The sequence below is a fragment of the Pseudorhodobacter wandonensis genome, assembly GCF_001202035.1.
Classification (GTDB): domain Bacteria; phylum Pseudomonadota; class Alphaproteobacteria; order Rhodobacterales; family Rhodobacteraceae; genus Pseudorhodobacter; species Pseudorhodobacter wandonensis.
In genome coordinates this window covers 12983-27396 of sequence record NZ_LGHT01000031.1, presented here as the reverse complement: position 1 = coordinate 27396, position 14414 = coordinate 12983, and the positions used below count along the sequence as shown (strand labels likewise).

General features: G+C 59.1%; 14 protein-coding genes. 6 read left to right on the top strand and 8 right to left on the bottom strand.

Annotated features, from left to right (window positions below):
• Positions 1 to 3: 3 nt before the first annotated feature.
• Positions 4 to 750, top strand: coding sequence for a rhomboid family intramembrane serine protease (locus tag AKU79_RS08745; protein WP_050523219.1), 747 nt, complete (start codon positions 4 to 6; stop codon positions 748 to 750).
• A gap of 49 nt (positions 751 to 799) precedes the next feature.
• On the opposite strand, the gene metF is transcribed toward AKU79_RS08745, so the two are convergent.
• Positions 800 to 1669: a methylenetetrahydrofolate reductase [NAD(P)H] gene (gene metF / locus AKU79_RS08740; protein ID WP_050523218.1), complete on the bottom strand. Its 870-nt coding sequence runs from the start codon at positions 1667 to 1669 to the stop codon at positions 800 to 802.
• 93 nt (positions 1670 to 1762) lie between these two features.
• Between metF and AKU79_RS08735 the strand changes: the two genes are divergently transcribed.
• Positions 1763 to 2674 (top strand): LysR family transcriptional regulator, encoded by a 912-nt coding sequence (locus AKU79_RS08735; RefSeq protein ID WP_050523217.1) that lies wholly within the window; start codon positions 1763 to 1765, stop codon positions 2672 to 2674.
• 82 nt (positions 2675 to 2756) lie between these two features.
• On the opposite strand, the gene AKU79_RS08730 is transcribed toward AKU79_RS08735, so the two are convergent.
• From AKU79_RS08730 to AKU79_RS08700, 7 genes are all read right to left on the bottom strand, one after another.
• On the bottom strand, positions 2757 to 3608 hold the full coding sequence (locus AKU79_RS08730; protein WP_050523480.1) for an SMP-30/gluconolactonase/LRE family protein: 852 nt from the start codon (positions 3606 to 3608) through the stop codon (positions 2757 to 2759).
• Entirely contained in the window at positions 3605 to 4207 is a 603-nt protein-coding gene (locus tag AKU79_RS08725; protein ID WP_050523216.1) for a 2-dehydro-3-deoxy-6-phosphogalactonate aldolase, read from the bottom strand. Before AKU79_RS08725 ends, AKU79_RS08730 begins: the two co-directional genes overlap by 4 nt.
• Positions 4204 to 5094 carry a 2-dehydro-3-deoxygalactonokinase gene (locus AKU79_RS08720; protein ID WP_050523215.1) on the bottom strand — a complete coding sequence of 297 codons (891 nt, stop codon included), beginning with the start codon at positions 5092 to 5094 and terminating at the stop codon, positions 4204 to 4206. The genes AKU79_RS08725 and AKU79_RS08720 overlap by 4 nt, the downstream gene beginning before the upstream one ends.
• On the bottom strand, positions 5091 to 7175 hold the full coding sequence (locus AKU79_RS08715; RefSeq protein ID WP_231580133.1) for an alpha-galactosidase: 2085 nt from the start codon (positions 7173 to 7175) through the stop codon (positions 5091 to 5093). The genes AKU79_RS08720 and AKU79_RS08715 overlap by 4 nt, the downstream gene beginning before the upstream one ends.
• On the bottom strand, positions 7172 to 8017 hold the full coding sequence (locus tag AKU79_RS08710) for a carbohydrate ABC transporter permease (RefSeq protein WP_050523214.1): 846 nt from the start codon (positions 8015 to 8017) through the stop codon (positions 7172 to 7174). Before AKU79_RS08710 ends, AKU79_RS08715 begins: the two co-directional genes overlap by 4 nt.
• Entirely contained in the window at positions 8017 to 8931 is a 915-nt protein-coding gene (locus AKU79_RS08705; protein WP_050523213.1) for a carbohydrate ABC transporter permease, read from the bottom strand. Before AKU79_RS08705 ends, AKU79_RS08710 begins: the two co-directional genes overlap by 1 nt.
• Positions 8932 to 9049: 118 nt before the next feature.
• Positions 9050 to 10282 carry an ABC transporter substrate-binding protein gene (locus AKU79_RS08700; RefSeq protein ID WP_050523212.1) on the bottom strand — a complete coding sequence of 411 codons (1233 nt, stop codon included), beginning with the start codon at positions 10280 to 10282 and terminating at the stop codon, positions 9050 to 9052.
• 146 nt (positions 10283 to 10428) lie between these two features.
• Here AKU79_RS08700 and AKU79_RS08695 point away from each other — a divergent pair, with 146 nt between their 5' ends.
• Genes AKU79_RS08695 through dgoD form a run of 4 tightly spaced genes read left to right on the top strand, consistent with a single transcriptional unit; the run spans position 10429 to position 14413 of the window.
• Entirely contained in the window at positions 10429 to 11238 is an 810-nt protein-coding gene (locus AKU79_RS08695; RefSeq protein ID WP_050523211.1) for an IclR family transcriptional regulator, read from the top strand.
• A gap of 46 nt (positions 11239 to 11284) precedes the next feature.
• Entirely contained in the window at positions 11285 to 12343 is a 1059-nt protein-coding gene (locus AKU79_RS08690) for an ABC transporter ATP-binding protein (RefSeq protein ID WP_050523210.1), read from the top strand.
• The gene (locus AKU79_RS08685; protein ID WP_050523209.1) at positions 12343 to 13257 is read left to right on the top strand and encodes a Gfo/Idh/MocA family protein; all 915 of its coding nucleotides are present in this window, start codon (positions 12343 to 12345) and stop codon (positions 13255 to 13257) included. The genes AKU79_RS08690 and AKU79_RS08685 overlap by 1 nt, the downstream gene beginning before the upstream one ends.
• Positions 13258 to 13264: 7 nt before the next feature.
• Entirely contained in the window at positions 13265 to 14413 is a 1149-nt protein-coding gene (gene dgoD / locus AKU79_RS08680; protein ID WP_050523208.1) for a galactonate dehydratase, read from the top strand.
• Position 14414 lies beyond the last annotated feature (1 nt).

The window sequence follows — 14414 nt, the reverse complement described above, 5'->3', positions numbered from 1 at the left end:
CGAATGTTTCCGATCCGCGATCATAACCCCTCCGGGCGCACGCCCTATGTCACCTATGCGCTTATCCTGCTGAATATCGGGGTATTTCTCAGCTATTACGTAACCATTCCGAACGAACCGCGATTGGCGATGTTCTATGTAGAATGGGGGCTGGTGCCGCGCCGCATCATGGCTGGTGGCGGCTATGGCACTGTTTTAACGTCGATGTTTCTGCATGGCGGCTTTCTGCATCTGGCCGGTAACATGCTGTTTTTATATATCTTTGGTGACAACCTCGAAGATATTTTGGGCCATGCCCGCTATCTTGGCTTTTACCTTTTGTCGGGTTTGGCTGCAGCCGGCTTGCAGATTTTTGCCGCCCCCTATTCACCCGTGCCGATGATCGGGGCCTCGGGCGCGATTGCGGGGGTGATGGGCGGCTATCTCTTGCTGTTCCCCCGCGCCAAAGTGGATATCTTGTTCATTTTTGTGATCTTTTTCCGCGTTTTCCCGCTGCCCGCCTGGGTGATGCTGGGGGTCTGGTTCGGGATGCAGCTGCTCAACGGTTTTTCCACAGCCGGCGATGGCGACGGTGTGGCCTATTGGGCGCATGCGGGCGGGTTCATTGCGGGGCTGTTGATGATGGCGCCGGTTTGGCTTGGCCTTGGCGGGCCCGCATTTTGGCGCCAGACACATGGCGCCCCACCGCACCCCGAAACCAGCTATCCCACTGTTAAATCAGGTATTCCCCGCGTCATCCGGCGCAAATAAAAAAGCGGGCAGCAACCGCTGCCCGAGTTCGGAGATACCCTTTGGCCGATCAGGCGACGTTTTGCAGATCTACCGCCTGCGAAACGCCCAGCGCATGGCAAACCTCGCGCGTCAGATGCGGTTTGTTCAACGTATAAAAGTGCAGATCCTCAACACCTTCGGAAATCAGCGTATCGCACAGCTCGGTGCACAGCGCTGTTGCCAGCAGTTCCTCACGCCCGTCACGCTTGGCTGCGGCAAAGGCATCGTCCAACCAGGCCGGAACCGAAGTACCACAGCGCGCTGCGAATTTCTTGGTCCCTTCCCAAGACTGGATCGGCAGGATGCCGGGCAGGATTGGCGCGGTAATGCCCTCTTTCACGCAGGCATCGCGGAACCGCAAGAAGGTTTCGGCCTCGAAGAAAAACTGGGTCATGGCGCTGCTTGCACCAGCGTCGATCTTACGCTTCAAAAACCGCACATCGGCCAGGGTATCGGCCGAATCGGGGTGCGGCTCGGGATAGGCGCCCACGCGGATTTTGAATTTGCCGGTAGCGGCCAGCGCCTCAACCAGTTCCACAGATGAGGCAAAGCCTTCGGGATGCGGGATAAAACGTTCGGCGCCCTTGGGGGCATCGCCGCGCAGCGCCACAATCTCGGTCACGCCAACCGCAGCATAGCTTTCCGCGATTTCCAGCGTTTCCGCGCGGGTCGCATCAACGCAGGTCAGGTGCGCCGCCACATTCAGCCCGTAATTGTTGGCAATAGCGCCCACAGCCTCATGTGTCAGCTTGCGGGTCGTGCCGCCGGCGCCATATGTAACCGACACGAAATTCGGGTTCAGGGGTGCCAAGGTCTGCACCGTTTCCCACAGCCGGAAAGAAGCATCCAGCGTCTGGGGTGGGAAAAATTCAAACGAGATATTCGGTGTCTTGGTCATTTCATAAGCTCCTGCTCTGACCCCTCTTGTCGCAGATTCGATCATGTGAGACAATTTCATAATTCTAATCATGTTTATGAGGATGACCGCATAATGCACATCGAGTTCCGCCACCTGCGTACGATACGGGCTATTCATCAGGCAGGTGGCCTGGCACGGGCGGCCGATATGCTGAACATGACGCAATCGGCCCTGTCGCATCAGGTTAAGGGGCTAGAGGACCAAGCAGGCGTCGAACTGTTCGTGCGCCGGTCCAAACCGCTAAAGCTGTCAGCGGCGGGAATACGGATGCTACGGCTTGCCGAACGGATTTTGCCCGAACTGGACGCGCTGGAAGAAGAATTTCGCGGCCTTCGCTCGGGCAAATCGGGGCGGCTGCATATCGCGATTGAATGTCACGCCTGTTTTGAATGGCTGTTTCCGGTGCTGGAACTGTTTCGCCGCGCCTGGCCCGAGGTAGACGTCGATATCCGCGCAGGGCTCGCGTTTGAGGCCCTGCCCGCCTTGCAGCGCGAAGAGGTGGATCTGGTGATTTCATCCGACCCTGCCCCGCTGGCGAATGTGGTGTTCAACCCGCTGTTTGATTACCATCCGATGTTCGTCGCCTCCTCCCAAAACCCGCTGGCGGAAAAGATGATGATCGAGGCCGAGGATTTTCGCGATCAATTGCTGATCACTTACCCCGTGACCCGCGACAAGCTGGATGTGTTTACCGAGCTGCTAACCCCCGCCAAAGTCGAGCCGCGCGGCACACGGGCGGTAGAGCTGACTGCCGTGATTTTGATGCTGGTCGGGTCAAACCGCGGTGTGTCGGTGCTGCCCGATTGGGTACTGCGTGATCTGCGGTCGCATAGCGACTACGTTACGCGGCCTTTGGGGCCAAAAACCATTACCAAACGGCTCTATGCCGCGACCCGCGAAGAAGACGCGACCAAGCCCTTCATGGCGCATTTCCTGAAACTGGGGCGCAGTGAACCGGTCAAGCTGCAACGCGCCCAAGGGTAAGTGGCGCGCCGTGCGGGCCATTATGGCCCCCCAATATTTCAAATAAGTCGGCGCATCCAAAACGCGCCGACAAACCACCCGTTTACAGCACAACCAAAGGCTCTGCTTGGCCACGGCCTACGCCCAGCACCGCAAAAACCGCGCCATCCAGTGCGGTCGGCTTGGTCAGGTCTACAGCTGCCGAAGTCGCATAGAGCGTAGTCAAATCTGCGCCGCCAAACGCCGGGCAGCTGACTTGCTCTGCCGGAAAGGCCACCGCGTCGGTAAAGCGCCCCGCCGTGTCATAGCGTGCCACGCGCCACGTACCCCATTGCGCCGACCACAGCGCCCCTTCGGTATCAATCACCGCGCCATCAGGGTTAATCCCTTCGGCCCGCAGATCGATAAACACTTTGGGCGCGCCCAAAGGCCAGCCCTGCGCATCCAGACGCACGCGCTGAATGGTTTTTTCAGCGGTATCGCAAAAATAGGCAAAGCCGCCATCCGGCGCAAAGCAGATCGAATTGGGAATGGTGATCCCTGCGAAAATCTTGCGCAGCTCGCCTTTATAATAGCGCCAGATCGCCCCCGCCTTCGGCTCGGCTTTGATTCCCATCGTGCCAATCCAAAACCCGCCATGCGGGTCGGCGCGGCCATCGTTGGAACGGGTGATCGGGTTGTCGGCATCCAAAGGCGCAAGCACCTCTTGTGCGCCGGTTTTCAGATCAAACAGGCTTAACGCGGTTTGCGACGCTATCAGCAACCGGTCGGCATCTACGCGCCCTGCTGCCGAAACATATTCGTCAAATGCCCAGTGCTTTGCAGGGCCGCCCTCGGGGCGCAAAAACATCTTGCGGCCCAAAATATCAAACCACAGCAAGGCGTTGCGATCGGCAAGCCAAAGCGGCCCTTCGCCCAAGGTGCAGGCCGTCGCGTCAAAAACCGTTAGCTTCATTGCGCCGCCTTCCATGCTGCTACCAGCGCCTGCGCTTTGCCCGCAACCACTTGGGCGCTGTCGCCAGGTTTGTAGATGGAGGATCCGATGCCAAAGCCGGTGGCCCCTGCCGCCAACCAATCCGCCATATTTTCCGGCGTCACCCCGCCCACCGCATAAAGCGGCATGTCGCGCGGCAACACTGCCTTCATCGCGCGCAGCCCAACCGGCCCGACCAGCTCACCCGGAAACAGCTTCAGCACATCGGCCCCGGCCTCTATCGCCGCGAATGCCTCGGTCGGTGTCATCACACCGGGAAAACTCTCCATACCGGCCGCTTTTGCCGCGCGAATAACCGCCGGATTGCAGTTCGGTGACACAATCAGCTTGGCGCCCGTCGCGGCAACCTGTGCCACTTGTTCGACCTGCAGAACCGTACCCGCCCCAATCTTTGCAACACCCCCGAACGCGGCTTGCAAGGCTGCAATGCTTTCCAACGGCTCGGGCGAATTCATCGGCACCTCGATCCGGTTAATCCCCGCATCAACCAGCGCCTGCCCCACGGCCAAGGCCTCTTGGGGCGTGACCCCGCGTAAAATCGCAACCAGATTCAGCGTCATGCCATCTCTCCTATTGTCTTCCAAGCGCGGTGCAGCCCCGCCAATGTGGCCGCCTGCGCATCCGCTTCACTTACCTGAACGCCCTGCGCCACCAATGCCCGCGCATAAAGCGCCGACAGCGCGGGCGAGCCGACAAGCGCAACCTCTTGCCCCAGCCAATAGGGCTTGGCCGCCGCCAATTCCCACCCGATCAGCAGGCCAGACAGCGTTGACCGCGCCACCTCGGGCGTCAGATCGCCAACCAAGGCCCCTGCCCGCAGCTGAAACAACCGACCAAAGGCGCGGTGCGGCTGCGCCAGCGCATCCTGAACAGCCCCATCAAACGCCTCAGCATCAAATTCCGTAGCCTGAACCGTGTGCCGCAAGATCGATTGCTCGGCCAAAAGCGCGAAAATCTCGCCGGTCATAAAACTTTGAAACGAACAGATCTCGGCAGCCGAAACGCGCACCCATTTCGTATGGGTTCCGGGCAGGCAAACAACCCCGTCAAAATCAGGCCGCGCGGCCAATAGCCCGGCAATCTGGGTTTCCTCGCCGCGCATCACATCGGCAGGGTCCAGTTGCTTCACACCGCCGGCAATCCACACATTTTCCCCCGCAACCCGTGTCAGCGGCGTACCGGCCTGCGTGGGCGCGGTTGCATAGGGTGCATCGGTCCACCCTTGGCGAGAGCCAACCATCCCGCAGGCAACAACCGGCGCTTTGGCCCAGTCGCCTGCCCGCCACTCGGCCGTCTCATGCGCCAGAACGGGCGCAAACTCGGCCGGCGACAGCCCGCCCATGCCTTGCCCCGACGCCCGATGATGCACCACATCGGCCCCGCGCATCGCCCAAAGGCGCAGGTTGGTCGTACCCCAATCAGCCGCGATCCAATGCGCGTTGCTCATAGCCTCTCCCCCTCGATCACCCACATCGTCAGCGGGAAACTCCACGGCAGGTTTATCCCCTGCGACATCAGATATTGCCCCGTCAGCACCAGATCAGCAGCCTTTAGCGCAGGTGTTCCACGCGACAGACCGATTGCATCCGCACGATTTCGCAGCGTGATACGGTATCGTGCCGCAGGGTCAAGCTGTGTCAGGCGCAACGGTCGTGGCAAAATCTGTGCCGCGCTATCGGCCTTGCCCGCAAACACCACAAACCGCGTGCCGTCCTGTGCCAGTTGCTCTTCGGCAATCACCGCCGGATCGGCACTGTCCAGCCGCAAAATATCGGCGCGGCTGGTCCAGTCGCGGTTGGCCTTCCACCAGGCGGTCACCTCGCGCAGAACTGCCGCTTCTTCCTCGGTCAGCTCGCGCGGGTCCATTTCAAACCCCATATGGCGGGCCGCAGCAACCCAGGCCCGCATCCGGATATCGATCACCCGCCCCGAGGTGTGGCAATGGCGCGGGCCAACGTGGCTGCCCGTCACCACCAATGGCAAAAACAGCGCTGCATTATGCTGAATCCGCAGCCGCTCCAACGCGTCATTGCTATCCGACAGCCAAACCCGCTGGGTATGCGCCATAATGCCAAAATCTATGCGCCCACCACCGGATGAGCAGCTTTCAATCTCTACCTGCGGGAAATCGGCGCGCAGCCTGTCCAGCAGCGCATAGGTTCCACGCGCCTGCGCCGCATCGGCATGGGGCAGAACGCGGTTGTGATCCCATTTGATATAGTCGATCTGATACGCCGACAGCACCGCCGCGATCTGGGCGTAAAGATAGTCGCGCACCTGCGCCCGCGACATATCAAACACCATCTGCTGACGACCCAAGATCTGATCTGTGCTGCCCAAGGCCCAATCGGGATGCGCGCGGTAAATATCGCTATCGGGGTTCACCATTTCGGGTTCAAACCAAATGCCGAATGACATGCCCAACCCGTGGATATGATCAATCAGCGGGGCCAGCCCGTCAGGGTATTTGCGTTTATCAATCGCCCAATCCCCAAGCGAAGTGGTGTCGTCATCCCGCCGCCCGAACCAGCCATCATCCAGCACAAACCGCTCGGCCCCCAGTGCTGCGGCATGGGTGGCAATCTCTTTCAACTCGGGCAGGGAATGGTCGAAATAGACCGCTTCCCAGCAGTTATAATGCACAGGGCGCGGGCGGTCGGGGTGCGGCCATTTAACGATTTCATCGCGCAAATGGCGCTGATAGGCCGTGGCACAACCGTTCAGGCCGTTGGCTGAAAACACCGCATAGAGCTTTGCTGTTTCAAAGCGCGTTCCTGCGGCCAGCTCGGTTTGCGGCGCATGGCCGAACTGGATCTGGCGGCGTCCATCGGGCAGCTCTTCGGCCACCATCCCATGCCCGCCCGACCAGCCGTAATGCAGCGCCCAAACCTCGCCCGCCGTATTGGTGGCGCCACGCGCGGGCAGCAAAACGGCGGGGAAATGTTCATGCCCCGTGCGGCCTGTGCGGTTATCGCGCGCATGGATGCCCGCAGCCCAAGCATGGCGCTGCATCTGAAACTCGCCAATCCAGCGGCCGCTAAAATCGATCAGCTCATCCGACAGCTGCGGCGCCGGAAACACCGGCGCGGCCAACCAATCAAGATGCACCGCTTCCTCGGCCTCTACCCGCGCCTGCGCTGTGATAACATGGGTGCGCGGGTTGATCGCAAACTCGGCATAATAGCGCAAGCCCTTGTCACGATAGGCAAAGCGCAACCCCGTCGCGCTTTCCTCTACCGTTTCCAGCTTGAACTGCGGCAAAATCACCGCACCATCCGCCCCCCGCAAACGCATCCCCGCCTGGCCCGGAAAGGTGCGCGCAGCCTCGGGGCAAATCGACAGATCGGGGTTATCGTCCAGCATCCCCCCTGTCACATCCATCCTTTGCGCCTGCGCAACGGCTGTCAAATCCTCATCAACCAGCGGCGCGCCCCAATAGGCGATCTGCGGCAAACGCCCTTGCGTCGATGACAGTACCAAGCTTTGACGCGCATCCTGCAGATGCCAAACCTGCACATCTGCTTTCACTTAACAGCTCCCAAAGTCAGGCCGGCAATGAAATGGCGCTGCATGGCAAAGAACATGATAACCGGCGGCAAAGCTGCCAGAATAGACCCCGCCGAAACCAGATGCCACGCCGCAATCCACTGCCCGTTCAGACTGTTCAAACCGGCGGTGATCGGTTGCGTATCAGCCCCCGTTGTCAGCACCATCGCCCAGAAATAATCATTCCAGATAAAGGTGAAAATCAGCACCGAAAGCGCCGCAATCGCCGGCCGCATCAAAGGCATCACCACATGACGGAAAATCTGCCATTCGGACACACCTTCAACCCGCGCCACTTCGATCAGATCAAACGGCAGCGCCTTGATGAAATTGCGCATGAACAGCGTACAAAACCCCGTTTGAAACGCGATGTGAAACAGCGCAAGGCCGGAAATCGTGTTGTAAAGCCCAAGGTGCACCGTCAGATCGCGCACTGGCACCATCAAAATCTGGAACGGTACAAAGTTGCCCGCCACAAACATGAAAAACAACAGCAAGTTCGCTTTGAACTTATACACCGCCAGCGCAAAACCGGTCAGGCAAGACAGACCGACCGCACCGATCACCGTTGGGATTGTCACCTTAAAACTGTTCAACAGGTACTTATCCAGCGCCGTGTTTTTGAACACCGTGATATAGTTGTCAAACGCCAGCGCCGAGGGCCAGCCGAAATAATTGCCCGCCGCCAGGTCAGAGGAAGGACGCACCGAGGTCATCGCAACCCCGATCAGTGGCAACAACCACAGGATCAGCATCACCGGCAAAGCGATTTTATAGGCCCATTGCGCCGTGGGCGACAGGGTTTGAATTGGACGCGGAAACATCAGCGTGCTCCTTGTTCGTCGCGCCACATCTTCCAGATGAAGCCCGAAATAAAGATCATCATGATGGCAAACAGAACCACCGCAATCGCTGCGCCATAGCCCATGCGATAGCCGTATTCAGACAGTGCCTGCTCATACATATAGTAGGACAACACGCGGCTAGACCCATATGGCCCGCCCGAGGTCATGATCGACACAAGGTCGAAACTGCGCAGCGCGCCGATCACAGTCACCACCAGCGCGATAAACGTGGCAGGGCGCAACTGTGGCAACACAACATACCACAGCATTTTCCAGCCCTTCGCACCATCCAGCCGCGCGGCCTCAATCTGGTCGGGGGCAACGGCGTTCAGACCGGTCAGGTACAAAATCATGCAATAGGCGATTTGCGGCCACAGACCCGCGGCAATGATGCCATAGGTCACCAGATGCTCATCCGCCAGAATGGCGACCTGCGAACCGGTCAACCATTCGATCAGCTTGTACAGCAACCCGAAATCGGGTGCGTAGAACCATGAAAAGATCAGGCCCACAACGACTTGCGAAATAACGAACGGGAAAAAGAACAGCGATTTATAGATGCGGATGCCGCGCACTGTCTGGTTCAAGAACAGCGCGATCATCAAACCCGCAGGCACCGCCAACATATACAACGCCAACCAGATCACGTTGTTTTTCAACGAGGTATAAAACGCCTCATCGTCAATCAGCTCGATATAGTTGGCAATACCAACCCAGGTTTTCGGGCTAAGCCCGTCCCAGTCAAAAAACGAAACCCACATCGATTGGAAAACCGGAACGATCACATAAACCAAAAACATCGCCAAACCGGGCGCAAGAAACAACCAAGGCGCCAGCGCCTGGCGCGACCGGCGCTTGCGGGGGGCGGTAATACTGTTGGGGGATAAAGTCATGGCCGTGGGTCTCCCTCGGGCATCGGCAGGATGATGGGCGAAAACAGGTAAGAACGCGAATGGCAGGAATACGGGCGCAAGAATACGGGGGCAAGCGAACCTGCCCCCGTATAAAAGCTTACTTCGCTAGGCGCGCACGGGTCTTTTCAAGGCGGTCCAGAATCGCGTCGATGCGATCAGGCTTAACCATGAATTCCTGGAACCCTTCCATGCCAACCTTGGCCATTTCAGCCGAGGCGTCACGGTCAAAGAACTGCGCAATGCCACCATCGGCAGTGCTGAGCAATTCAAAGCCGGCCTTCAGGAACGGGTCGTCGCCGACAGTCGAATCCTTGTTGATCGGCAGCTGGCCAAGCGTTTCGTTCATCTTGGTCTGCTGTTCTGCCGACGCCATGAACGCAAGGAACTTCTTTGCATCCGCTACGTTTTTCGCACCGGCAGGAATGTGGATCGTGTCGGTCGGTGCTTCTTCGGCACGTGCCAATCCGGGGGTAATTTCCGGGAAGGGCATAAAGCCGAGGGAGTCATTGGTCATGCCGCCGTCTTTGAACGTCGCCACGGCAAAGTTACCCATGACATAGTTCGCAGCCTTGCCCTGTACCAACAACGCCGCCGCATCTTGCCAGTCAATCGCGGCATGGTTTGCCGTGGTGTATGGCACCACTTTTGCCCATTCAGCGAACACGGCTTTCACACGGTCATCTGTCCACGGAATGTCGCCGCTGGTCAGCTGCATGTGGAAATCATAGCCGTTGGTACGCAGATCCAGATAGTCAAAGATACCAGCCGTTGGCCACAGTGCCTTGGACCCTGTGGTCAAGCAATCCACACCAGCCGCTTGGAATTTCGCGCAGTTGGCAACAAATTCATCCCAGGTTTTCGGCACTTCAACGCCGGCCGCCTTATAGACGTCTTTGTTGAAATAGATGCCCCACTGATAATAGGTATAGGGCACGCCCCACTGCTTGCCATCGATCGTCATCGACGATGCCGCCGAAGCAAGGCTCTCGTTCAGGCCGTTTTCTGCCCAAACATCAGATACATCCATGAACTGACCCGCTTTGACAAACGGCGCCATACGGTTGCCCGCATACCAGTTGGCCAGATCAGGGCTGTCTGCGGTCAAAAAGTTACGGATCGCAGTTTTGTACCCTTCATGGTCAAACAGGTTCACTGTGACTTTGACATCAGGGTTTGCGGCTTCAAAATCCGCGATCAATGCATCAAACGCCGCTTTCGGCGCGGGGTCGGATGTATCGGTATTGATGACCAACGAACGCTGCTGGGCAAATGCCGGCACAGCAACCGACAGCATCAAAGCCCCCACAAGGGCTGTTTTCGTAAACTTCATTCGCTCCTCCCAAGCTAATTTCAACCAATCGTCGGTTTCACATGTTGGAACCAGTTATTGGATATTGAAACCTTGTCCCGAATCGGCCACTATGTCAACAGTGTTCGAAATGAACCGCGCAAATTTGGACCAAGGGAGGGGGCCAGATGACCAAGCATCAAGACCCGTTAGCCACGACAAGCCAATTGGCGAACCAAGACGGCACCGTTGGCCGCACATTGGCTGTGCTAGACCTCGTGGCCGGCTTTGCCCGCCCCGTGCGCTTTGCTGAAATCCTGCCCTGCTCGGACCTGCCAAAGGCCACGCTCTACCGCTTTCTTCAGGCGCTCACGAATCAGGAAATGCTGGCCTTTGATGCAGATCGCCAAACCTATGCCCCCGGCTTGCGTCTGGTGCGGCTGGCGCATTCGGCCTGGGCGCAAAGCAGCCTTGCCCCGATCGCAGCGCCCTTTCTGGATGAACTGTCGCAAGAAACCGGCGAAACCATCCACCTTGCCCAGCTTGACCACGGCATGGTGCTCTATGTTGATAAACGCAATGCCGCCCGCCCCGTGGAAATGTTCTCGCAATCGGGCAAGGTTGGCCCCAGCTATTGCACCGGCGTTGGCAAGGCGATGCTGGCCTTTCTGCCCGAGGATAAGCTGAAAGACGCCATCGCCCGCACCTCATTCCAGCGCTACACGCCCACCACCTTGGCCGATGAGGCCAGCCTGCGCGCCGAACTAGAGGCCATTCGCACCCGCAAATATGCTTGGGACAATGAGGAACACGAACCCGGCATCGTCTGCATCGCGGCCCCCATCCTGTCAAACAGCGGTCGTGTTTTGGGCGCGCTGTCCATCACCACCGCCAATGCCCAAGATCGCGCCAAGCTGGAATCCTATGCCCCGCGCGTCTTGCAAACCGCCGCATCCATTGCCCAAGCCGCCAATACCTGGCGCTTTCCAGAACAATAATCGGCCCATTTCAGGCCATACCCAATCACCCGTGGGAGGAAATCACGTGTCTCAAGTTACCCTACGCAAGGTCATCAAGCGCTATTCCGCAGCTCAGGTCATTCACGGCATCGACCTTGATGTCCAACAAGGCGAGTTTTGCGTTTTCGTCGGCCCGTCCGGCTGCGGCAAATCCACCCTGCTCCGCATGATCGCCGGGCTCGAGGAAACCACAGGTGGCAGCATTTCCATCGGCGCGCGTGATGTTACCAATGCCGACCCGGCCGAGCGCGGCATCTCGATGGTGTTCCAAACCTACGCGCTGTATCCGCACATGACCGTGCGCGAAAACATGGGCTTTGGCCTGAAAATGAACGGCCACCCCAAGGCTGAAATCACCACCAAGGTTGATGAGGCCGCGCGGATCCTGAAACTTGAACCGCTGATGGACCGCAAACCTGCCGCTCTGTCAGGCGGGCAGCGCCAGCGTGTCGCCATCGGCCGCGCCATTGTCCGTGGCCCCGAGGTGTTCTTGTTTGACGAACCCCTTTCGAACCTTGATGCCGAATTGCGCGTTGAAATGCGCGCTGAAATCGCCCGCCTGCACCGCGAAATCGGCGCAACCATGATCTATGTGACCCACGATCAGGTCGAGGCGATGACCATGGCCGATAAAATCGTCGTGCTGCGCGCGGGCCATATCGAACAGGTCGGCAGCCCGATGCATCTGTATGATGACCCCGATAACCGCTTTGTCGCGGGTTTCATCGGCTCGCCTGCTATGAACTTTGTCGCCGCCACGGTCAAAGACGGTGCAATCATCGCGCCGGGGCTGGATAATGCGCGCCTGAAACCTGCGATCAAGATGCCCGAAAACGCGGTTGCAGTCGAAATCGGCCTGCGCCCGAACGCGCTGCGCCTTACAGAACAAGGGCCTTACCGCGTAGAGCACGCCGAGAACCTTGGCGCTGTGACCTATGCCCATCTAACCGCACCGTCGGGTGAACGGCTGGTGGTCGAAACTGACCAGCGGCTTCCGGCTGCAGGCGGCACGATGGTCGGCTTGGAATATGACCCCGCCGACTGCTTTGTGTTCCGCGCTGACAACGGCTTGCGGGTGCGCTGATGCTGGGGATCGGACTTGTCGGCCTTGGCACAATCGCCCGCGCCCAGCATTTGCCCGCGATTGCAGCAACCGATGGTTTGCATCTGGCCGCAATCGCCTCGCGCAATGCGGCGCTAGAGGGCACGCCCTGCTACCAAAACATCGACGCGTTATTGCAGGCCGAACCGGACATCGCCGCGATTTCGCTCTGTACCCCGCCGCAAGGCCGCTTTGACCAAGCGATGGCTGCCTTGCACGCAGGGCGGCACCTGATGCTGGAAAAACCGCCGGGCGCCACCCTGTCCGAAGTCGAGGCATTGCAGGCCGAGGCCACCGCACGCGGCCTCACCCTCTTTGCCACGTGGCACTCGCGCGAGGCGGCGGCGGTTGATTCTGCCCGTGACTGGCTGGTTGGCAAAACCCTGCGCTCTGTCACCATCGACTGGCGCGAGGATGTCCGCAAATGGCACCCCGGTCAGGAATGGATCTGGGCAGCGGGCGGCCTCGGTGTCTTTGACCCTGGCATCAACGCGCTGTCTATCCTGACCAAACTGGTGGCCGGCGTGATCTTGGTGTCTGCCGATCTGCACATCCCCCAAGGCCGCGCCACCCCGATTGCCGCCGATCTGCACCTGCGGGCCGGCAACGTTCCAATCACCGCAGGCTTTGACTGGCGGCTGGACCATGATGAGATCTGGCGCATCAGCCTGACCACCGACCAAGGCACACTGTTGCTGGATGACGGCGGCGCACGTGCAACCATCGATGGAACACCCCTGATCGCTGGCGAAAACCACGAATACGCACGGCTTTACGCCCGCTTCCGTGATCTGATCGCAACCCGCCAAAGCGAGGTAGACCTCGCACCCCTCCGCCTTGTCGCCGATGCTTTCCTGACCGGCACGCATCACCCCACCGCCCCTTTCCAATCCTGAGGCCAAAATGAAAATCACCACAATTGAGACCTTCATCGTGCCGCCGCGCTGGTGCTTTGTGAAAATCAGCACCGATGAGGGGATATCCGGCTGGGGCGAACCCGTACTAGAAGGCCGCGCCCAAACCGTCGCCACGATGGTGGAAGAGCTGTCGGATTATCTGATCGGCAAAGACCCGCGCCAGATCAACGACCATTGGACCGTGATGTACCGCGCCGGTTTCTACCGTGGCGGCGGCATCCATATGTCGGCGATTGCAGGCATTGATCAGGCACTGTGGGATATCAAAGGCAAGGCGCTTGGCCAGCCGGTTCACGCCCTGCTTGGCGGCCAGTTGCGCGATAAAATCCGCGTCTACAGCTGGATCGGCGGCGACCGCCCCGGCGATACCGCCCGCATGGCCCGCGACTGCGGCGACCGTGGCTTTACTGCCGTCAAAATGAACGGCACCGAAGAAATGCAATTCGTCGACAGCCACGCCAAGGTCGATCAGGTGCTGGAACGCGTGCAGGCCATCCGCGATGAAATGGGCCAGGATTTCGGCATTGGCATTGACTTCCACGGCCGCGTGCATCGCCCAATGGCCAAGGTTTTGGCCAAAGAACTGGAACCCTACCGCCTGATGTTCATCGAGGAACCCGTGCTGTCGGAACATGCCGAGGCGCTGCGCGAAATTGCCAACCATTGCTCAACCCCGATTGCACTGGGCGAACGGCTCTATACCCGCTGGGATTTCAAAACCATCCTTAAGGAAGGCTTTGTCGACATCATTCAGCCCGACCCGTCCCACGCGGGTGGCATCACCGAAACCTACCGCATTGCCGCCATGGCCGAGGCGCATGACGTAGCGCTGGCCCTGCATTGCCCGCTTGGCCCTATCGCGCTGGCCGCAAACCTGCAACTCGATGCCGTGTGCTATAACGCCTTCATTCAGGAACAATCCTTGGGCATCCATTACAACGCAGGCTCTGACCTGCTGGATTACCTGACAAACCCCGAAGTCTTTGAATACAAAGACGGTTTCGTTGGCATCCCGCAAGGCCCCGGCCTCGGCGTCGAAGTGAACGAAGAAAAAGTCCGGCGTGAGGCCGCAAATGGCCACCGTTGGCGCAACCCCGTCTGGCGCCATGCCGACAACAGCTTTGCCGAGTGGTAAT

Bases quoted from the DNA above. Each gene is read 5' to 3' on its own strand.
- AKU79_RS08725 (WP_050523216.1), bottom strand. From the start codon at position 4,207: ATGACGCTGAATCTGGTTGCGATTTTACGCGGGGTCACGCCCCAAGAG.
- AKU79_RS08685 (WP_050523209.1), top strand. From the start codon at position 12,343: ATGCTGGGGATCGGACTTGTCGGCCTTGGCACAATCGCCCGCGCCCAG.
- AKU79_RS08745 (WP_050523219.1), top strand. From the start codon at position 4: ATGTTTCCGATCCGCGATCATAACCCCTCCGGGCGCACGCCCTATGTC.
- AKU79_RS08695 (WP_050523211.1), top strand. From the start codon at position 10,429: ATGACCAAGCATCAAGACCCGTTAGCCACGACAAGCCAATTGGCGAAC.
- AKU79_RS08730 (WP_050523480.1), bottom strand. From the start codon at position 3,608: ATGAAGCTAACGGTTTTTGACGCGACGGCCTGCACCTTGGGCGAAGGG.
- AKU79_RS08705 (WP_050523213.1), bottom strand. From the start codon at position 8,931: ATGACTTTATCCCCCAACAGTATTACCGCCCCCCGCAAGCGCCGGTCG.
- dgoD (WP_050523208.1), top strand. From the start codon at position 13,265: ATGAAAATCACCACAATTGAGACCTTCATCGTGCCGCCGCGCTGGTGC.
- metF (WP_050523218.1), bottom strand. From the start codon at position 1,669: ATGACCAAGACACCGAATATCTCGTTTGAATTTTTCCCACCCCAGACG.
- AKU79_RS08700 (WP_050523212.1), bottom strand. From the start codon at position 10,282: ATGAAGTTTACGAAAACAGCCCTTGTGGGGGCTTTGATGCTGTCGGTT.
- AKU79_RS08710 (WP_050523214.1), bottom strand. From the start codon at position 8,017: ATGTTTCCGCGTCCAATTCAAACCCTGTCGCCCACGGCGCAATGGGCC.
- AKU79_RS08720 (WP_050523215.1), bottom strand. From the start codon at position 5,094: ATGAGCAACGCGCATTGGATCGCGGCTGATTGGGGTACGACCAACCTG.
- AKU79_RS08735 (WP_050523217.1), top strand. From the start codon at position 1,763: ATGCACATCGAGTTCCGCCACCTGCGTACGATACGGGCTATTCATCAG.